We start from the raw sequence: 19802 nt of genomic DNA, 5'->3' as shown, positions 1-19802 counted from the left end.
AGGTTGACACGGCTGGTCGTGGAACCGCACATCCGCGGCGCGATTTCCAGGCCGTTAATGCCATAATGCGCACGTGCTGAAAATACCCTACGAACTCTGGATAGGCGCCCGCTATGCCGGGATGGCCCGAATCCGCCAGCGACGCGGGCGCCGCGATCGCTTCATCTCCTTCATCGCCGCCAGCTCCATGGCGGGCATCGCGCTGGGCGTTGCCGCCCTGATCGTAGTGCTGTCCGTGATGAACGGTTTCCAAAAAGAAGTGCGCGACCGCATGTTGTCGGTACTGCCGCACATCGAACTCTATATTCCCGGCGCCTTGCCCGAACAGGTGCTTGAGCGCTGGCAGCAGTTCGCCACCGCCGCCGAGCAAAACCCCCAGGTCAAGGCCGGCGCGCCCTTCGTGGCGGCGCAGGGCATGCTGGTGCGGGGGCAGGCGTTGCGTGGTGTGCAGGTACGGGGCATCGACCCGGCCACCGAAGGCAACGTGTCGGACCTGCCGCGCCAGATGGTGTCGGGCAAGCTAACCGATCTGAAAGCGGGTGGCTTTGGCGTGGTGCTGGGCAATGAACTGGCCGACGGGCTGGGCGTGAAAGTGGGCGACACGCTGTTGATGATGGCGCCGCAAGGCTCGATCAGCCCGGCCGGCTTTGCGCCGCGCATGCGCCAGTTCACCGTGGTCGGCGTGTTCTCGTCGGGCCACTATGAATACGATTCGTCGCTGGCGTTTGTCGATAACCAGGACGCTGCCCGCGTGTTCCGTGAAAGCGGCACGGCCGGTGTGCGGCTGCGCATTGCCGACATGCAAAAAGCGCCCGAAGTCGCCAATGAACTGAAGAAGGTGCTGCCGCCTTACGTGATGGCCAGCGACTGGTCGCGCAACAACCGCACCTGGTTCGCCGCCGTGCAAACCGAAAAGCGCATGATGTTCCTGATCCTGGCGCTGATCGTCGCCGTGGCAGCGTTCAACCTGCTGTCGTCGCTGGTGATGGCCGTGAAGGACAAGCAGTCGGACATCGCCATCTTGCGCACGCTGGGCGCGGGGCCGGGCGAAGTCGCGCGCATCTTCCTGGTGCAAGGCGCGATGATCGGCGTCATCGGCACCTTGCTGGGCGTGGTGGGAGGCATTGCCATTGCCTACAACGTGGATGTGATCGTGCCGTTCATCGAGCGCATGCTGGGCGTGCATTTTCTGCCGCGCGAAGTCTATTTCATAAGCGCGTTGCCGTCCGACCCGCAAATGGGCGACATCGCCACCATCGGCCTGACGTCGCTGGTGCTGTCGTTGCTGGCGACGCTGTATCCCAGCTGGCGCGCCTCGCGTCTGCAACCGGCACAGGTGCTGCGCCATGATTAAGATTCCAAACGCAGACGCCCTGACGCCCGCGTTGCAGGCCGAGAACATCGTCAAGTACTACGACGAAGGCCCCGCCCGCATCGACGTGCTCAGCAACGTCAGCCTGTCGGTGGAGCGCGGTGAAATGGTTGCGATCGTGGGCGCTTCCGGCTCGGGCAAGAGCACCTTGCTGCACATCCTGGGCTTGCTTGACGTGCCCACCAGCGGCACGGTGTCGGTGGACGGCAAACTGGCCGTGGGCTTGTCCGAGGCCAAGAAAAGCGCCGTGCGCAACAGCAGCCTGGGCTTTGTCTATCAGTTTCATCATCTGCTGCCGGAATTTTCCGCGCTGGATAACGTGGCCATGCCGCTGATCGTGCGCCGCGAGACCCGCGACAAGGCTCGCGCCGCCGCGCGCGAAGTGTTGGCGCTGGTGGGCCTGGCCGCGCGCGAGGACCATTTCCCGGGGCAGTTGTCGGGCGGTGAACGCCAGCGTGTGGCGCTGGCGCGCGCGCTGGTCACGCGGCCCGTTTGCGTGCTGGCCGACGAACCCACCGGCAACCTGGACCGCAACACCGCGCACAAGATGTTTGAATTGTTGACGCGCGTGAACCAGGAATCGGGCACGGCATTCGCCATCGTCACGCATGATCCCGAACTGGCCGCCCGCGCCGACCGCCAACTGCTGATGGAAAACGGCCGGCTGGTGTCGGGGTAGCAGGGCCATGCCGGCGGCGAGCATAATGGCGCCAAGGAGACCCCGCCCATGCTGATCGACACCCACTGCCATCTGGACGCCGCCGAGTTCAACGCCGACCGCCAGCAGGTAGCCGACCACGCATGCGAAGCCGGCGTGGGGTCCATCGTGATCCCCGCCGTCGAACGCGCCAACTTTTCCGTAGTGCAGGCGCTGGCCGGGCAGATCGCCGGCGGCGCCTACGCGCTGGGCATCCATCCGCTGTACGTGCAGCGCGCCGACGATGCCGACCTGGACGTCCTGCGCGACACCGTCAAGCAATGCCTGGGCGACCCCCGCTTTGTCGCCATCGGCGAAATCGGCCTGGATTTCTTCGTGCCCGAGATTGCCACGGGTGAACCGCGCGAACGCCAGGAACGCTTCTATGCCGCGCAGCTGGCCATGGCCGCCGAGTTCAAGCTGCCGGTGCTGCTGCACGTGCGCCGTTCGCAAGACATCCTGCTCAAGTACCTGCGCCGCCATGGTCGCATCGGCGGCATTGCGCATGCCTTCAACGGCAGCGCGCAGCAGGCGCAGGCGTTTATCGACCACGGTTTTGCCTTGGGCATGGGGGGCGCGATGACCTATGAACGCGCCTTGCAGATCCGTCGCCATGCGGTGGATGTGGACTTGTCCCATCTGGTGCTGGAGACGGACGCGCCCGATATCCCGCCCGCCTGGCTGCACCCGCCGCAGCGCCGCAACCGGCCAGGCGAACTGCCGCGCATTGCCGCCGTGCTGGCCGAGCTGCGCGGCATCACGCCCGCCCAGGTGGCGCACGCCACTACCGCCAACGCCATGCGCGTCCTGCCGCGTTTGCCCGCCGCCATTCTGGCCGGCGACGACTGAATCCGTCCCCGCATGATGCCGCCGGAAGGCGGCATTTTGTCGTCTGGATACATCAGAGATCCGAGAAATTTCTTAAAACTTTCTAAAAACTGAATTAAAGCTGACAAAAAGTTGAATCACATATTGGGAATGCCTATCATTGCCGTTCATTGAAATTCCCAATCAGCGCACTGCGCGCCGCCCGCCTCGGGTGGTTGTCCCGATTCCCCATGTCGACTCAGAAAAGCACTAAAGACCTCGACCTCGTCGCGTCCCGTCCTTCCCCTCGCGTTCCTCGTCTTGCCCGCCGTCCTCGCTTCCGTCTGTTGCCGCTGGCGCTGGCCATTACCGCGTCATGCGCGGCGCATGCGCAACACACGGCCGGCGCCATGGAAGACACCATGGGCGTGGCGCAACTGGACACCGTGGTGGTAACGGCCGCCGGCTTCGAACAGGAAATCAAGAACGCGCCTGCGTCCATTTCGGTCATCACGCGTGAGCAGCTGGAGACGCGCCCGTTTCACAACCTGGCCGATGCGGTTGCCGACGTCGAAGGCGTGACGGTCGAGCGGGGCGGCAAGGCGGGTGGCATGAACATCAGCATCCGTGGCCTGCCCAGCGACTACACGTTGGTGCTGGTCGACGGCAAGCGCCTGAACCAGAACAGCTCGGGCGCGCGGCCCAACGGCTTTGGCGACGTCGACACCAACTTCATCCCCCCGATGGCCGCCATTGAACGCATCGAAGTCGTGCGCGGCCCCATGTCCACGCTGTACGGGTCGGATGCCATGGGTGGCGTCATCAACATCATCACGCGCAAGGTCAGTCAGGACTGGACCGGCCAGATCACGCTGGACGGCACCGCGCAAGGTGACAACACCTACGGCAACAACTATGGCGCGGCCTTCTACCTTAGCGGCCCCATCAAGACCGACAAGCTGGGTCTGACGCTGCGTGGCGGCCACTACCGCCGGCTTGGCGCCAACGGCAGCTACCCGGTCAACCAGGCCGAATACAACAGCGGCAACTACACCGGCGACATCGCCAGCTTTTCCGGCCTGGGCGACAGCACCCAACAGAACGTGGGCCTGCGCCTGGCGCTCACGCCCAACCGCAACCACGACGTGCTGTTCGACGTGGACAGCAACTGGCAAACCTATGACAACGGCAACGGCGAGCTGGGCACGCTGAACACCAGCATTGCGCCCAATCGCCAGGGCGGCGGCTACGACCCGGAAATGGAGTTCAACCGCCAGCGCTATGCGTTGACGCACCTGGGCCGCTACGGCGGGTCGGTCAGTTCCGATACCAGCTTGGTCTATGACACGACCGAGACCATCGGCCGCACCAACCCGATGAACGCGCCGCGCCGCCCGACCGACGGCGACAAGCGCGATCTGGAATACGACAACTGGGTGTTCGACACCAAGTGGACGATGCCGCTGCTCAATGAACGCCACAACCTGACGGTGGGCGGCCAGTGGCGCGAACAGCACTTCAAGGACACGCTGGTGTCCGCGCCGCTGGACCAGCGCCAGTATCAATGGGCATTGTTCGCCGAAGACGAATGGCGCATCGTGGACGACCTGGCCCTGACGGCGGGTGCGCGTTATGACCGCAACGAGCAATTCGGCGGCAAGTGGAGCCCGCGCGGCTACCTGGTCTGGAACGCAACGCCGATGTGGACGGTGAAGGGCGGGGTCAGCAAGGGCTACAAGACGCCCGACATCAATCTGATGACCGACGGCATCATCGGCCTGGGCGCCCAAGGCACCATGCCGCTGTTGGGCAATTCGCAGCTGAAGCCGGAAAGCAGCACCGCGTCCGAATTGGGCCTGCTGTTTGACGATGGGGAAGGCCTGTCGGGCAACCTGACGGCATTCCACACCAAGTTCAAGGACAAGATCGACAGCCAGAACGTGCCCAACTGCCTGGCGGCAGGTGGCCCGGCCGCAGGCTGCCTGGACCTGGGCGTATGGGAACGCAACGGCATCCCGGTGGCCAATTTCTCGCAACGCGTGAACGTCGATACCGCAACCATCCAGGGTTTCGAGCTGGGTGGACGCGTGCCGCTGGGCGGCGGCGTGTCGTTCAACGGCAACTACACCCTGACCGCCAGCGAAGTGACTTCGGGCGCCAAGCAGGGCCAACCGCTGGGTTCGCAACCGCGCCACGCGCTGAACCTGGGCTTGAACTGGCGCATCAACGACCAGTTCAACGTGTGGGCGCGCGGCGAATACCGCGCCAAGCAGTTCAACGACATGGACTGGGAAAAAGAGCAGGTGTTCTACAACCCGTACTGGCTGGCCAGCACGGGCGGTTCATACGTGGTCAACAAGAACGTGACCTTGTCGGCGTCGGTGTTCAACCTGTTCGACAAGAACTTCGTGAACTACGGCCCGACCAAGGTAGGCGCCACGACGCCAGCTGCTAACGCCAACTGGACCAATTCCTACCGGCAGGTGCTGGAAGGGCGCCGCTTGTGGGTGTCGGCCAACATCACGTTCTGATCGGGGGCGGGGAGCCTGGCGGCGGAACAGGCAGCGGAACAGGCAACGGATGTGGCACTTCAATGCGCACCGCCAGCCCGTGCGGCGACACGTTCCGTGCCGCTATCCGCCCCTTGTGCGCGGCCACGGCGGCCTGGGCAATCGACAGGCCCAGGCCCGCTCCGGAGCCCGGTGTCTTGGCGCCCGAGGCCGCGCGAAAGAAGGGTTCGAACAATGATTCCAGATCATTCGGCGACACGCCGGGCCCTCGGTCTTCAATTTCCACGCAGGCGTAATTCGCGTTCTGTATCAGCCGCACGCGGATGGCGCTGTGCGCCGGCGCGAAACGCAGCGCGTTGCGCATGACGTTTTCAATGGCGCTGGACAGGCTGTCGCGCTCGCCTGTGATCAGCACCGGCGGGGGCGGTTCCCAGGCGATGCGCACTTGCAACGTGGTCGCTTCAAAGCGGGCGTCTTCGACCACGGCGTTGACGATGTCGCCAAGGTCTAGCGTGTCGTTCGGCTCGGGCAGCGCGCCCAGCCGCGCCAGCCGCAGCGTGCTGCCCACCAGCGCATCCAGCCGTTCGCATTCACGTTCGATACGGTCCAGCTGCACGTCCTGGCGTTCATCCTTGCGCCGCGCCAGCTCGCTGGCCAAACGCAGCCGCGCCAGCGGCGAACGCAATTCATGCGCGATGTTGTGCAGCAGTTGTTCACGCGTGTCGACCACCGCTTTCAGGCGGTCGGCCATGGCGTTGAAGTCGCGCGCCAACAGCCCAAGTTCGTCCTTGCGCCCGGCCAGCTTGGCCGGCGTGTGCGCGCCCAGATGGCCCGCCGCCAGCGCCTGCGTGGTGTGACGCAGCTGCGTCAAGGGCGCCGTCACGTGACGGGTCAGCGCCCAGCAGAACGGCGCCGTCACCGCCAGCGCGAACAGCAGCAAGGCCAGCGCCACGGGCGACAGCCCCAACACTTCCCAGTGCGACGAGTCGAACGGCAGGAACAGCATCAGCAGCTCGGCGCCATCCGGTAGCACCAGCAGCTGCGGCTGCCACCACGACACGCGTTGCACAGAGGGGTCCGGCTGCGCCGGGTCCGCTGGCACGGGCCGGTCGGGCGCCGCGCGGTAAGCGCTTAGCCAATCGTGCATGCGGGCCGGCAGCGTGCGGCCCAGGATCTCGCGGTCGTCCGTATCCAGGATGTAGATCTTCAGCGCGGAATAGCGCTGGTCCATCGCTTGCACCCAGCGTTCCAGGCCCTCCTTGCCGTGGATGCGCGCCACTTGGGCGGCGTCATGCGTCAGGCTGCCCGGGTTCAGCCCGTCCAGCGAATTGATGCGATACCAGGCCACGGCCGCCGTGAACAGCATGCCGCACACCAGGATGATGGCCATGGCGGACCAGAAGGTCAGGAACGCGCGCCAGAACAGCGAGCGCGTCGGCAATAGCCAGCGCATCAGGCCGCGCCCGCCAGCACGTAACCCAGGCCGCGCAGATTGCGGATCGACAGCGTGCCGTTGGCCTGATCCAGCCGCAGCTTCTTGCGCAGCGCGCTGATGTGCGTGTCGATACTGCGGTCATAGCGGTCGGGCCGCCGGCCCAGCGCATACATGCCGATCTGTTCGCGCGCCACGACCTGGCCCGGCGCGCGCATCAGCAGTTCCAGGATGCGCTGTTCGGCGCCGGTCAGCAGCACCTCTTCGGCGTCCAGGCAGGCTCGCCCCGAGGCCGGGTCCAGCGACAGCGCGCCCAGCGTCAGGCTGGGCTTGGTGGTTTCAGGCACCTCTTCAAAGCGCCGCAGCACGGCGGTGATGCGGGCCTTGAGTTCGCGCGGGCTGAAGGGCTTGGCCAGGTAATCGTCGGCGCCGAATTCCAGCCCCAGCACGCGGTCGGTTTCGCCGCCGTGCGCCGTGAACATGATGACGGGGCGGCGCGAGCGTTGCCGGTATTGCTTGAGCAGGTCCAGGCCGCTGCCGTCCGGCAGCATCAGATCCAACAGGATCAGGTCGTAGTCGTCCTGCGCCAGCAGGGCCAGCCCGTGCGTGCCCGTATGCGCCAGGGTCAGCACGCAATGGTTGGGTTCAAGGTATTCACGCAGCATCTGTGCCAGTTCGACGTCGTCGTCGATAAGCAGGATGCGGCGCGCGACCGCTGATTGGGAGAAGAGCATCCGTAGTGTGTTCCGCACCCGGCAGTGTGGCCGATGGCCGCCCGCCGAAGTGTCAAGAAGTCTGAAGAAGATAAAAGTTGCGGAAAGGTGTTTGCCCGGTTCCGAAAGCCTCAATTCTAATATGAGAATAGTTTTCATTAAGAAATAAGAGGCAGCGCCGAGGCCGCACGCGGGGTGCGGCAGGGCGCTGGTACGGGAGAAAACAAGCATCATGAGCAGCAACGATCTGGCCTTGGGCGGCCGTGTTTTGACATCGCGCACGCAGCTGGCGGCGGCATTGTGCGCGGCCGGCCTGGGCATGGCGCCGGCGGCGTCGTGGGCGCAGGCCGCAAGCGAGGCCAAGACGCTGGACACCGTGGTGGTCACGGCCAGCGGCTTCGAACAGCAGATCCAGGACGCGCCGGCTTCCATCAGCGTCATCACCCGCGAAGACCTGGACAAGAAGTTCTACCGCGACGTGAATGACGCGCTGATCGACGTGCCGGGCGTCATCGTTACCGGCGGTGGCGACCGCCAGGACATCAGCCTGCGCGGCATGGGCCCGCAGTACACGCTGATCCTGATCGACGGCAAGCGCCAAAGCTCGCGCGAGACCCGCACCAATTCCGACTCCGCCGGGGTCGAAGGCGGCTGGACGCCGCCGCTTGCCGCCATCGAACGTATTGAAGTCGTGCGCGGCCCGATGTCGTCGCTGTACGGCTCGGACGCCATGGGCGGCGTCATCAACATCATCACCCGCAAGGTGCCCAAGGAATGGCACGGTGAAATCCGCATGGATACCACCATCCAGGAAAGCAGCAAGTCGGGCGATATCTACCAGGGCAACTTCTACCTGGCCGGCCCCATCAAGAGCGACCTGCTGGGCCTGCAAATCTACGGCCAGGCCTCGCAGCGCGACGAAGACAATATCGTTGACGGATTTCGCAAGCGCAATTCCGACAGCGTCACGGCCAAGCTGGCGCTGACGCCCAACCGCGACCATGACATCGTGCTGGAAGCCACCACGATGCGTCAGAAAATCCAGGAAACGCTGGGCAAGACGGTCGCGCCGCTGGCGCCGGGCGAGGCGTGCGCGCGCACCGGTTGCCCCGCGTCGGCGCAGAACGACTACCGCAGCAACAAGTGGGCGCTGTCGCATACCGGGCGCTGGGGCTGGGCGGTGTCGGACAGCTATGTGCAGGAAGAAGAATTCGACAACCGCTCGCGCCAGATGAAGGTCAAGAACCTGAACCTGCAAACCAGCTGGACCCTGCCGCTGGGCTCGCACATGCTGACGCTGGGCGGCACCTACCTGAGCCAGCGCCTGAACGACCAGACCGGCAACCAGCTGTCCGGCGGCCCCAACAAGATCGACCGCTACCAGTGGGCGTTGTTCGCTGAAGACGAATGGCGCCTGACCGAGCAGTTTGCCGTCACTGCCGGCCTGCGCATGGACGAAGACGAAAACTCCGGCACGCACTTCAGCCCGCGTCTGTACGGCGTGTGGCATTTCGCCGACCGCTGGACCCTGAAGGGCGGCGTGTCCACCGGTTTTCGCGCGCCGGACCTGCGCCAGACGGTGGCCGGCTGGGGGCAGGTCAGCCGGGGCGGCAACATGTACGGCAACCCGGACCTGACGCCCGAGAAGTCCGTCACGGAAGAAATTGGCCTGCTGTATGACGACGGCGAAGGCTTTAACGCGGGCGTCACGCTGTTCAACAACGACTTCAAGGACAAGATCACGCGCGTGGCGTGCCCCTTGTCCCAGTGCACCGAAGGCCCCAACCAGTTCGGCTCCAACCCCACCACCTACATGAACGTGGACAAGGCCGTGTCGCGCGGCGTGGAAGCCAGCATGAAGTTGCCGCTGGCGCGCGACTGGTCGCTGACCAGCAGCTACACGTTTACCAAGTCGGAACAGAAGTCGGGCCAGTACAAGGGCGAACCGCTGAACCAATTGCCCAAGCACCTGTTCACCACCACGGTGGACTGGCAGGCGTCCGACGCGCTGCAAGCGTGGGCGCGCGTGAACTATCGCGGCAAGGAAAGCCAGCCGATCACGGGCGCATCGTCGTCGTCGGTGGTGGCGCCGTCCTACACCTTCGTGGACATGGGCGCGTCGTACGCGGTGAACAAGACCGTGTCGGTGTATGCCGGCATCTACAACCTGTTCGACAAACAGGTCACGTATGACGATTACGAATACGTCGAAGACGGCCGCCGTTACTGGCTGGGCGTCGGCGTGAAATTCTGATCGGGATGAATGAACTGGGGGGGGGCGATTCCTGCTTCCCCGCGAAGCCAAAGAGGTACGTATGACGATGCAGCAAAACACCGGCCATGGCCGACGCCGACTGATCCAGGCAGGCGCCGCGCTGGCCCTGTCGGCCGCCTTTGGCGTGTGCATGGCGCAAGCCACCGTGCCGGTCAAACACGCACGCGGGCAGACGAGCGTGCCGGCCAATCCCACCAAAACCATCGTGATGGACATGGCGGTGCTGGACACCCTGCACGCGCTGGACGTGGAAGTGGCCGGCGTGCCCACGGCGGCCAAGCTGCCGCCGCAGCTGGCGCAATATGCCGAGCCGCGCTACCTGAAAGTGGGTTCGCTGTTCGAGCCCAACTACGAAGTGATCCACGCCGCGCAGCCGCAGGTGATTATCGTCGCCGGCCGGTCGGCGCCGAAGTACGACGAACTGTCCAAGCTGGCGCCCACCATCGACCTGACCGTCGACCCGCGCGACCTGGTCGGCAGCGTCACCCGCAACACCGAAACGTTGGCCGCCATCTACGGCAAACAGGCGCAAGCGCGCCAGAAGCTGGACGCCTTGCGTGCATCGATTTCCGCGCTGCAAGGCCAGGCCGCCATGGCCGGCACGGCGCTGGTCATCCTGACCACGGGCGGCAAGATGAGCGCCTACGGCCCGGGTTCGCGCTTTGGCGTCATTCACGATGCGTTCGGCCTCAAGCCCGCGGCCAAGGGCCTGAACGTGTCCAACCACGGCCAGGCCATCTCGTTTGAATTCATTGCCGAGACGAACCCCGACTGGCTCTTCGTGATTGACCGCGATGCCGCAATCGGTCGCGAAGGCGTATCGGCCCAGCGCATGCTGGACAACGACCTGGTGCGCGCCACGGCCGCGTGGAAGAACAAGCGCGTGGTCTATCTGAACGGCTTTAACTGGTACCTGCTGGGCAGCGCCGGGCTGACGGCCATGCAGCAGAACGTGGACGACATCGCGGCCGCGCTGGCGCCGCGAAAGTAAGCGGCATGACTGGGGCAAGGGAAGGCCGCCGATGACCTGGCGGCGCACGATAAGCGGGTGGGGCGGCCTGACGCTGGCGGTGATGGTGCTGTTGGCGCTGTGCGCGGCCAGTGTCAGCCTGGGCGCGGGCACCTTGTCCGTCTCGGCGCTGTGGGGCAGCGGCGAAGAGGCCGAGCGCGCCTGGCGCCTGTTGATGGTCAGCCGCGTGCCTCGCACGCTGGCCTTGCTGCTGGCCGGCATGGCGCTGGCGGTGGCGGGGTTGATCATGCAGATGCTGGTGCGCAACCGCTTTGTGGAACCCACCACGGCCGGCACCGTCGAATCTGCCACGCTGGGCATTCTTGTTATTACCTTGCTGGCGCCCGATACGCCGGTAATCGGCAAGATGATGACGGCCACGGCTTTTGCGCTGGCCGGCACCTTGCTGTTTTTGGCCTTGCTGCGCCGCGTGCCGCTACGCACGCCGTTCATCGTGCCGCTGATCGGCCTGATCCTGGGCGGGGTCATCCACGCGGCCACTACCTTCATTGCCTTTCGTTTTGACCTGCTGCAATCGCTGCACGCCTGGACCACCGGTGATTTCTCGGGCGTGCTGCGCGGCCGCTATGAATTGCTGTGGATCGGCTTCGCACTGGCCTGCGCCGCCTATGTAGCGGCGGATCGCTATACGGTCGCGGGCATGGGCCGCGAGTTCGCGTCCAACCTGGGCTTGAACCACGCGCGCCTGACGTTCGTGGGCCTGCTTATCGTGTCGGCCATTTCAGCCGTGGTGGTGGTCACGGCGGGCGGCATACCCTTCCTGGGCCTGATCGTGCCCAACGCCGTCAGCCTGGTGCTGGGCGACAACATGCGCCGCTCCATCCCGTGGGTAGCCTTGCTGGGCGGCGTCTTCGTGCTGGCCTGCGACATCATCGGGCGGCTGGTGATCCACCCCTACGAAATCCCGATCGGCACCGTGGTGGGCGTGGTCGGCAGCATTCTGTTCCTGTGCCTGCTGCGTTTGAAAAGGACTCGTCTTGGTTGATCCGGCTATCTTGCCCGCCGTGCAGATGCGCGCGCGTTCGCCGCAGCGCGCGCGGCTGCTATGGCTGTCCGCCGTGGCGCTGGCCTGCGTGGCGGCGTATATGAGCCTGGGCGCCAATGGCCAGTGGTCGTTCGTGATCCCGTTTCGGGGCGGCAAGCTGGTGGCGATGGTGCTGGTGGCGTATGCCGTGGCCGTGTCGTCCGTGCTGTTCCAGACCATCACGCACAACCGCATCCTGACGCCCGCCATCATGGGCTTCGATGCGCTGTACCTGTTGATCCAGGCGGTGGTGGTGTTCGGCTTCGGCCAGGCCGCCACGGCGGCCCAGCATCCCGTAGCGGCCTTCATGCTGGAGGTATGCGCGATGACGGCGTTTGCCTGTCTGCTGTTCCGATGGCTGTTTTCGGATGCGGTGCGCAGCCTGCACCTGATGATGCTGGTGGGCATTGTCTTCGGCCTGCTGTTTCGCAGCCTGTCCAATTTTGTCGTGCGCTTGATCGACCCCAACGAATTCCTGGTGCTGCAAGACCGCATGTTCGCCAGCTTCAATGCCGTGCGCGTGTCGCTGTTGCCCATCTCCCTGGCGGCGGTATGCGCGGCCACGCTGGTGATCTGGCGGCTGCGCCACCGCTACGACGTGTTGGCGCTGGGGCGGGACATTGCCGTGAACCTGGGCGTGGACTATCGCCGCAGCCTGCTGCTGACGCTGGGCGCTATCGCGGTGCTGGTGTCGGTGTCCACCGCGCTGGTCGGCCCCGTCACCTTCTTCGGCCTGCTGGTCAGCAACCTGGCATACCAGGCGATGGGGTCCGACAAGCACCGCTACACCGTGCCGGCCGCCACCTTGCTGGGCGTCATCTTCCTGGTGGGCGGGCAAACACTGCTGGAACGCGTGCTGGGCTTGAACACCACCGTCAGCGTGGTGATCGAATTTGTGGGCGGCGTGATGTTCCTCGCCCTGATCCTGCGCAAGGGGCGCCGATGATAGAAATAGACAAGGTCAGCAAGCACTACGGCGACAGCGTGGTGGTGGATGACGTCGCGCTGCAACTGCCCGCCAACGGTGTCACCGCCATCATCGGACCCAACGGCGCGGGCAAGTCCACGCTGCTGTCCATGGTGAGCCGGCTGCTGCCCGCATCCACCGGGCGCATCCATGTGGACGGCCTGGACGTGATGTGCGCGGACAGCCGCGAGCTGGCGCGCCGCCTGTCCATCCTGCGGCAAGACAACCACCTGCCGCTGCGCCTGACCGTCCGCGACCTGGTCGCGTTCGGCCGCTATCCGCATACGGGCGGGCGGCTGACCGTGGACGACAAGACCCACATCGACCGCGCCCTGGCGTATCTGAACCTGCAACCCCTGGCCGGGCGCTATCTGGATGAGATGTCTGGCGGCCAGCGCCAGCGCGCTTTCGTTGCGATGGTGCTGTGCCAGGACACGCGCTACGTGCTGTTGGACGAACCGCTGAACAGCCTGGACATGAAGCACGCGGTGGCCATGATGGGCACCTTGCGCCGCGCCGCCGATGAGCTGGGCAAGACGGTGGTACTGGTGCTGCACGACATCAATTTCGCGTCCAGCTACGCCGACCGCATCGTGGCCATGCGGCAGGGGCGCGTGGCGTATCAAGGCACCCCGGCCGAACTGATCCGGCCCGAGGTGCTGAGCCCGCTGTATGAATTGCCGATCGACGTGCACGAGATCGGCGGCAAGCGCATCTGCGTGTATTACCGCTAAGGAAAGTCGTGCGGCGCGCCACAACCTCTACGCTGATTCGGCGCTGGCGGTAAGCCCGGCCTGCCGCCTGGCGCGATGGCGGCGTTCCAGCATCACCGCCCACAGCCACAAGGGCATGCTGCCGATGGCCAGCAAACTGCCCACCCAACCCGTCGACGTCCAGCCGTAGCCCGCCGCGATGGCCAGGCCGCCCAGGAATGGCCCTAGCGCATTGGCGGTATTGAAGGCGGAATGGTTCAGCGCGGCGGCCAGGCCCTGGGCGTCGCCCGCCACGTCCATCAGGCGCGTCTGCAACACGGTGCCCAGCGCGCCGCCCACGCCCACCAGGAACACGTTCAGCGTGATCAGCCAGACGTTGTGCGCCATCAACGGAAATAGCGCCAGCACCACGGCCGACCACACCAGCAGCAGCCCGGCCGTGCGCATCACGGCGCGGTCGGCAAACACCGGCACCACCATGTTGCCCACCGTCAGCCCCACGCCGAACGCGCTGAGCACAAAGGGCACGGTGGTGGGCGCTACCTGCGTCACGGCGGTCAGCGTGTCGGCCAGGTAGGTGTAGATGGAGAACAGGCCGCCAAAGCCCACCGCGCCGATCGCCAGCGTGATCCAGACCTGACCTCGGCCCAGTGCGCTCAGCTCGCGCAGCGGGCTGGCCTTGTGGTCGGCGGGCGTATCCGGCGCGTAGATGGCCACGCTGATCATCGTCAGCACCGCCAGCAGCGACACCAGCCCGAAGCTCCAGCGCCACCCGATCACCTGACCCAGCCAGTTGGCCAGCGGTACGCCGACGATGGTGGCCACCGTCAGCCCCAGGAACACGCGCCCGACGGCCATGGTGCGGCGATTGGCCGGCACCAGCGAACTGGCCACCAGCGACGCAATGCCAAAGTACGCACCATGCGGCAGCCCGCTAAGAAAGCGGAAAAACAGCATCCAGTGATAATCCGGCGCAATGGCGCTCAGGCCGTTGCCAACGGCAAACAAGCCCATCAACGCAATCAGCAGGCGGCGGCGCGGCATTCTGGCGCCCAGCACGGCCAGGATCGGCGCGCCAACCACCACGCCCAGCGCATAGGCGCTGATGACGTGGCCGGCGGTGGGGGCGTCGATTCCTAGGGATTGGGAAAAATAGGGCAGCAGGCTCATCGTGGCGAACTCGGTGGTTCCGATGGCGAAGCTGCCCACGGCAAGGGCAAGCAGCACCAGCGCGGGGCGGTGCTGCAAGGAAGCAGGGTGAGACATGGGGATGGCTAGGGGTGATTCGAGGAATGTTGCAACGCAACAGCCGTATTGTAAGCACCCCTGGCTGTCATCCACATGTCTACGCGACCTACTGGGTCAGATCCACCGCATAGCGCGACAACTGCGTCGTAGCGTCCGGGGTGGCGTCATACACGCTGACATTGGTCACGCCGTGCGCCGCCGCCATCGGCAGGGTGCCGGGCACCGACCAGAACACCACGGGGCCGGCCAGCCCGCTTAGCGGCTTGAAGCGCCAGCTGCGGTCCAGGCCGTAGGTGGCCAGGTCCAGCGTCGGGTTCTTTTTGATAAAGCTGATCAGCACGTCGCGGCTGGCGTCCGGGGCTTGCAGCACGATGTCGCCCTTGCCGCCGGCCAGGCCAGGAAAGTCACCGCCACCGCTGGCGCGGTAGTTGTTGGTGACCACCAGGAACTGCGCGGCCAGATCCAGCGGCGCACCTTGGTAGGTCAGGTTCGAGATACGCGTACCCTTGGGCTGGCTGACATCAATTTCGTACTTCAGCGCATTGCCCGGGGCATAGAGCACATCGAAATTGAACGTGGGGAAGGTCGTGTCGACCAGGTCTTGCGGTGCGACCTGGGCGGGGTCGATCTGCTTGAACTGTTCGGCCGTCTTCTCCAGCCACTGGCGGACCGTATCGCCCGTGACGCGCACCACCTGCAAGGTGTTCGGGTACAGGTACAGGTCGGCCGCGTTGTTGATGGCCACGTTGCCTTGTTTGACGAACGTGAAGTCGCCCGGCCCGTTGCGCCCGCCCTTGAACGGCGCGGCGGCCGACAGGATGGGCAGGGCGCCGTAAGCCGGATTGTTCTTGGCGATATAGTCCTTCAGGTAATCGATCTGCGCCATGTTCACGATTTGCAGCGCCGACACGTCGCCCGTCAGCGCGTAGTAGGTTGCCATGTCGAACTGGCTTTGGCCGATTGGCGTCTTCACGTAGTCGATGGTGGCGGCATGCTCGCCTTGCACCAGCTGCTGCACGGCGGTGTCCGGCGCCACGTAGGTGGCCGGCGTCGAGCCGCTTTGCGCGGTCAGGCGCGTGGAAATGCGCTGCACCGTGGTCGCGTCCTGTTGCACGCGCCAGCCCTTGTCATACGACAGCTTCAATGTGATCTGGCCCAGGTTGTTGCCCCACTGGCCCGCCTGCACGGCCGGCACGCCGTTGACCAGGCCACGCACCGGGTCCACGCCCGGCTGCCCGACGAACGGGGACGTGGCGCTGGTGTCCGGAAACAGCAAGTGCTGGTGGCCCGTGATCAGCGCGTCGATGCCCGGCACCTGGCTCAGGTACCCGGCGCCGTTCTCCATTGCCGGGTCGTACGCTGTCTTCATGTCGATGCCGCCGTGCGCCAGCGCCACGATGATGTCCGCGCCCGCCGCCTTCATCTCGGGCACGTAGCGCTGCGCGGTTTCCTTCCAGCCCGTGACCTGCACGTGGCCTTCCAGATTGGCCTTGTCCCATTGCAAGATCGGCGGCGGGGCAAACCCGATCACGCCCACCTTGAACGGCACATCTATCGTCTTGCCACCCGCGTCCGTCGCCTTGAAAGTCTTGTCCAGCAACACCCAGGGCTTGAAGATGGGTTGCTTGCTGGCGGCCGACACCACGTTGGACGACACGAAGGGGAAGGCCGGCGCGGCGCAGTTCGTGGCGCCGGTGGGATTGGTCTTGTCCGTGCCTTTGCCGATGCCGGCCAAGCCGAAGTCCACATTCGTGATCTGCGACAGATAAGGCAGGCCGTAGTTGAATTCGTGATTGCCCATCGTGCCCGCGTCGTAGGCCAGCAGGTTCATCTGCTTGTAGATGGCGATCATGTCCGCGCACTGCACCGGCGCCACCAGCGCCTGGTAGTCGGACAGCGCGGTGCCCTGGATGGTGTCGCCGTTGTCGAACAACAGCGTGTTGGCGTGCTGCTTGCGCGCGTTGGCGATCAGCGTCGCGCTGCGGTCCACGCCATAGCTCTTGTCTTCGGCCAGCTTGTAGTAGTCGTAGCCCAGCACATTGGCGTGCAGGTCGGTGGTGGCCAGGATCGCCACGTCCAGCGCGGCGCCTTGCGGCACGCTGGCGACGGGCGGGGTGACTGCGCCGGTGTCATCATCATCATCGTCATCGCCGCCGCAGGCGGTCAGGCCCGCCAAGAGCGCAACGCTGGCCGATACCGCGAATAGTTTTCGTACGTGGGGCTTCACCGTCATTCCTCCGTGTCATGAAGGAATCCGAGTGTGAGGACGGTGTGTGACCTGGGCGTGACACGGATGATGCCGGGTATGCAAGCCGGGGTATGCAAGCCGGGGTATGCAAGCGGGGTGTGCCCGCCGGGGTATGCAAGCGGGGTATGCAAGCCGGGGTGTGCAGGCCGGGGTATGCAAGCCGGGGTGTGCAAGCCGGGTAAGCGGCGTCCTACCGCAGCGGTGATGCTCTTGTCAGGCTGTCGGGTTCCAGCGCCGCCAGCGCATCCAGGAAGCGCCACGCGAATGAGCCCGGGCCTTCCGCCAGCGCGCCCGCGCGTTCGCCTGCGATGGCAAAGCAGGACAGGGCGGCAACGGCCGCGATGTACGGGTCGTCTTTGGACACGGCGGCAAAAGCGCCCACCACTGCCGTCAACGCGCAGCCCGTGGCCGTGACGCGCGGCATCAGCGGCGAGCCGCCCGTGATGTGCACTGAACGCTGGCCATCGGTGACGTAATCGGTTTCGCCCGTCACGGCCACCACGGTGCCATGGGCAGCAGCAATGGCGCGTGCCGATTGTTCTGCCTGCGCCACGGCGTCGCGCGCATCCACGCCCTTGCCGGCGCTGTGGCCGCCCGCCAACGCAATGATTTCCGACGCGTTGCCGCGCACGATAGTCGGTTGCAAGGCCAGCAATTGCCGCACGGCGTCGCGCCGGAAAGCGGTGGCGTGGTGCGCCACCGGGTCCAGCACCCACGGCACGCCGGCCTGCCGCGCCGACGCCGCCGTCAACAGCATGCTTTCCAACCAGGGCGCGGACAGCGTGCCGATATTGATGACCACCGCCCCGGCCATGCGCGCAAACTCCGGCGCTTCTTCGGTGGCGTGCACCATGGCGGGCGATGCGCCGATTGCCAGCAGCACATTGGCCGCGATGTTCATGGACACGAAATTGGTCAGGCACTGCACCAGCGGTGCATCCTGCCGCAGCGCCGTGTACCGGTCTTGGCACGCGCGCGCCAAGTCGGCGGTGTCGAGGTCGATGGAAGATTCAGCCATGCCTAAAGGTCCTTGCTACGCGTTCCGATGGATCGGCGTATGTTCTGGTGTTGCCCGGCACGCTGTCAATCGAGTCTGGCCGCGACCGTTCGTCACCTTACTTCGCGGACGGCCAGCGTCCGCCCAGGGCGCGCGTGGCGTCGGCCGCCGCTTCCTGCACCAGCTTGGCCATTTTCTTGACGGCCGCGGGCGAATAACGTTCTTTAGGGCCAGACAAGGAAATCGCCCCGCAGATGTCGCCGTCGGGGCCGAATACCGGGCTGGCCACCGCCGCGCAGTTCGGGTCGCGTTCGCCCATGGACGTCAGCATCAGGCCGAATTCGGCGGGGGACTTGCCGTCGACCAGATACGCGGTCAGCAGCCTGCCCGCCGCTCCCTTGTCCAGCGGCAGCAGGTCGCCGACACGAATACGGTCCAGCGTGGAATGGTGCGAATCCACGCGCAGCACGCAGGCGCGTGAATTGGCATCGTGGTAGACGTGGAACGACGCGCTTTCGGTGCCCTTATCGACCAGGGCTTGCAGCAGCGGCAGGATGGTTTCGGTCAGGCGGTAGGTGGCTTCGTACGCGCGCCCGAGGTGATGCGCGTAAGGCCCCAGGGAATAGCGGCCGTCGGCGCGGCGCACCACCAGCGCCACTTTTTCAAGCGAGGCAATCAGCCGCAACAAGGTGCTTTTGTAGAACCCCGTGGCCCGGGAAAGGTCGGCAAGCGTGATGGGCTCGGTGCGTTGCGCAACGGCCCCGACGATGGTCAGGGCGCGTTCGACGGCGGCGACGCCGTCAGTGGAATTGTCCTGAGTAGGGGTGCGACTCATTGGAATGGTAGGGATGATTAGGCATGGGTTCCCGACTCCGGATCGATCACCCGGCTGATGACCGGGAAATAGCGGTTGCCATGGCCCTGGGCCAACGCGGCGCTGAACCAGTGGTCAACGTTGCGGGCGCCCAGCGCTTGTACGCCGGTTTGTTCCGCCAACGCCAGCGCGTAGCGCAGGTCTTTGCGGGCATAGTCCACGGGGAAGGCTTTTTCGGGAAATTCACCGGGCAGAATAGCCTTTAAGCCGTGGTTGCGCAACGCGAAGCTATCCGCCGAACCGCGCGTGAAAGTCTCCAGCAATACCTGCGGATCCACGCCGGAACGCCGCGCAATTGCACGCGCTTCCGACAACGCCACCACGGTTTCGAACAGCACCATATTGTTCAGGATCTTCACCACCTGGCCGCTGCCGACCGGGCCGCAATAGGTGATTTCGTTGGCGAAGGTGGACACCAGCGGCTTGACCCGCTCAAACGTCGCGGTCTCGCCGCCGATCATCACGGACAGCGTGCCGGCCTCGGCGGCGGCGCGGGTGCGGGCAACCGGGGCGTCGATGAACGTTGCGCCCTTGGCGGCAAATTCACCGGCCAGCTCGCGCGTCACATCAACGGGCGACGTGCTCAGGTCCACGATCAACTGGCCGCTGCGTGTATTGGCCAGCAAACCATCGGCGGCGCGCGCCAGCTGCGCCACGACTTCGCCGGACGGCAGCGACAGGAACACCACGTCGCAGTCGCGCATGATCTGCTGGGCCGTCGCGGTCTGGACGCCATGTGGGGCCAGACGCTGCAAGGGTGCCGCGTCGGTGTCGCAGCCCAGCACGGGCAGGCCGCCCTTGGTGGCCAGGTTGCGGCAGATGGGTTCGCCCATGACGCCCAGGCCGATGAAGCCGGCTCGTTGAAATTCAGACATGTGGATAGTCTCCGAAGAAG

Annotated in this window: 16 protein-coding genes; 9 read left to right on the top strand and 7 right to left on the bottom strand. The window is 65.4% G+C overall.

Features of this window, described 5'->3' with window-relative positions:
- The first annotated feature begins 121 nt into the window (after positions 1 to 121).
- From AC0Z35_RS24030 to AC0Z35_RS24015, 4 genes are all read left to right on the top strand, one after another.
- The gene (locus AC0Z35_RS24030; protein ID WP_046805776.1) at positions 122 to 1354 is read left to right on the top strand and encodes a lipoprotein-releasing ABC transporter permease subunit; all 1233 of its coding nucleotides are present in this window, start codon (positions 122 to 124) and stop codon (positions 1352 to 1354) included.
- The gene (locus AC0Z35_RS24025; RefSeq protein ID WP_485132810.1) at positions 1347 to 2051 is read left to right on the top strand and encodes an ABC transporter ATP-binding protein; all 705 of its coding nucleotides are present in this window, start codon (positions 1347 to 1349) and stop codon (positions 2049 to 2051) included. The genes AC0Z35_RS24030 and AC0Z35_RS24025 overlap by 8 nt, the downstream gene beginning before the upstream one ends.
- Before the next feature lie 48 nt (positions 2052 to 2099).
- Entirely contained in the window at positions 2100 to 2918 is an 819-nt protein-coding gene (locus AC0Z35_RS24020; RefSeq protein WP_485132811.1) for a TatD family hydrolase, read from the top strand.
- A 209-nt stretch (positions 2919 to 3127) separates the two neighbouring features.
- Complete coding sequence (locus tag AC0Z35_RS24015) at positions 3128 to 5407, top strand: TonB-dependent receptor domain-containing protein (protein ID WP_485132812.1); 2280 nt, start codon at positions 3128 to 3130, stop codon at positions 5405 to 5407.
- On the opposite strand, the gene AC0Z35_RS24010 is transcribed toward AC0Z35_RS24015, so the two are convergent.
- The gene (locus AC0Z35_RS24010; protein ID WP_485132813.1) at positions 5397 to 6839 is read right to left on the bottom strand and encodes a sensor histidine kinase; all 1443 of its coding nucleotides are present in this window, start codon (positions 6837 to 6839) and stop codon (positions 5397 to 5399) included. The two genes, AC0Z35_RS24015 and AC0Z35_RS24010, sit on opposite strands and share 11 nt — an antisense overlap.
- Complete coding sequence (locus tag AC0Z35_RS24005; RefSeq protein WP_104145039.1) at positions 6839 to 7552, bottom strand: response regulator transcription factor; 714 nt, start codon at positions 7550 to 7552, stop codon at positions 6839 to 6841. The genes AC0Z35_RS24010 and AC0Z35_RS24005 overlap by 1 nt, the downstream gene beginning before the upstream one ends.
- A 211-nt stretch (positions 7553 to 7763) precedes the next feature.
- Between AC0Z35_RS24005 and AC0Z35_RS24000 the strand changes: the two genes are divergently transcribed.
- The 5 genes from AC0Z35_RS24000 (at position 7764) to AC0Z35_RS23980 (ending at position 13561) form a co-directional block, all read left to right on the top strand.
- Complete coding sequence (locus AC0Z35_RS24000) at positions 7764 to 9785, top strand: ligand-gated channel protein (protein WP_485132814.1); 2022 nt, start codon at positions 7764 to 7766, stop codon at positions 9783 to 9785.
- A gap of 61 nt (positions 9786 to 9846) precedes the next feature.
- On the top strand, positions 9847 to 10797 hold the full coding sequence (locus AC0Z35_RS23995) for a siderophore ABC transporter substrate-binding protein (protein WP_485132815.1): 951 nt from the start codon (positions 9847 to 9849) through the stop codon (positions 10795 to 10797).
- Between the two features lie 31 nt (positions 10798 to 10828).
- A complete protein-coding gene (locus tag AC0Z35_RS23990) occupies positions 10829 to 11821 on the top strand; it encodes an ABC transporter permease (protein WP_046805768.1) in 993 nt (330 codons plus the stop codon).
- Between the two features lie 25 nt (positions 11822 to 11846).
- The gene (locus AC0Z35_RS23985; protein ID WP_485133024.1) at positions 11847 to 12806 is read left to right on the top strand and encodes an iron chelate uptake ABC transporter family permease subunit; all 960 of its coding nucleotides are present in this window, start codon (positions 11847 to 11849) and stop codon (positions 12804 to 12806) included.
- Positions 12803 to 13561, top strand: a complete 759-nt coding sequence (locus tag AC0Z35_RS23980; protein WP_485132816.1) for an iron ABC transporter ATP-binding protein — start codon at positions 12803 to 12805, stop codon at positions 13559 to 13561. Before AC0Z35_RS23985 ends, AC0Z35_RS23980 begins: the two co-directional genes overlap by 4 nt.
- A gap of 27 nt (positions 13562 to 13588) precedes the next feature.
- Here the strand turns inward: AC0Z35_RS23980 and AC0Z35_RS23975 are convergent, their stop codons facing one another.
- From AC0Z35_RS23975 to AC0Z35_RS23955, 5 genes are all read right to left on the bottom strand, one after another.
- Complete coding sequence (locus AC0Z35_RS23975) at positions 13589 to 14806, bottom strand: MFS transporter (RefSeq protein ID WP_046805766.1); 1218 nt, start codon at positions 14804 to 14806, stop codon at positions 13589 to 13591.
- Between the two features lie 88 nt (positions 14807 to 14894).
- Positions 14895 to 17021, bottom strand: coding sequence for a 5'-nucleotidase C-terminal domain-containing protein (locus AC0Z35_RS23970; protein WP_485132817.1), 2127 nt, complete (start codon positions 17019 to 17021; stop codon positions 14895 to 14897).
- A gap of 205 nt (positions 17022 to 17226) precedes the next feature.
- Complete coding sequence (thiM, locus tag AC0Z35_RS23965) at positions 17227 to 18054, bottom strand: hydroxyethylthiazole kinase (RefSeq protein ID WP_485132818.1); 828 nt, start codon at positions 18052 to 18054, stop codon at positions 17227 to 17229.
- 97 nt (positions 18055 to 18151) lie between these two features.
- Positions 18152 to 18868 carry an IclR family transcriptional regulator gene (locus AC0Z35_RS23960; protein ID WP_485132819.1) on the bottom strand — a complete coding sequence of 239 codons (717 nt, stop codon included), beginning with the start codon at positions 18866 to 18868 and terminating at the stop codon, positions 18152 to 18154.
- Positions 18869 to 18885: 17 nt separating this feature from the next.
- Entirely contained in the window at positions 18886 to 19782 is an 897-nt protein-coding gene (locus AC0Z35_RS23955) for an NAD(P)-dependent oxidoreductase (protein ID WP_485132820.1), read from the bottom strand.
- Between the last annotated feature and the right edge of the window lie 20 nt (positions 19783 to 19802).

This window comes from Achromobacter sp. 1L-A-4-B-C2, from assembly GCF_057291955.1.
Note: the sequence above shows the minus strand (reverse complement) of the source record. Positions and strands in the feature narration are given on the sequence as shown.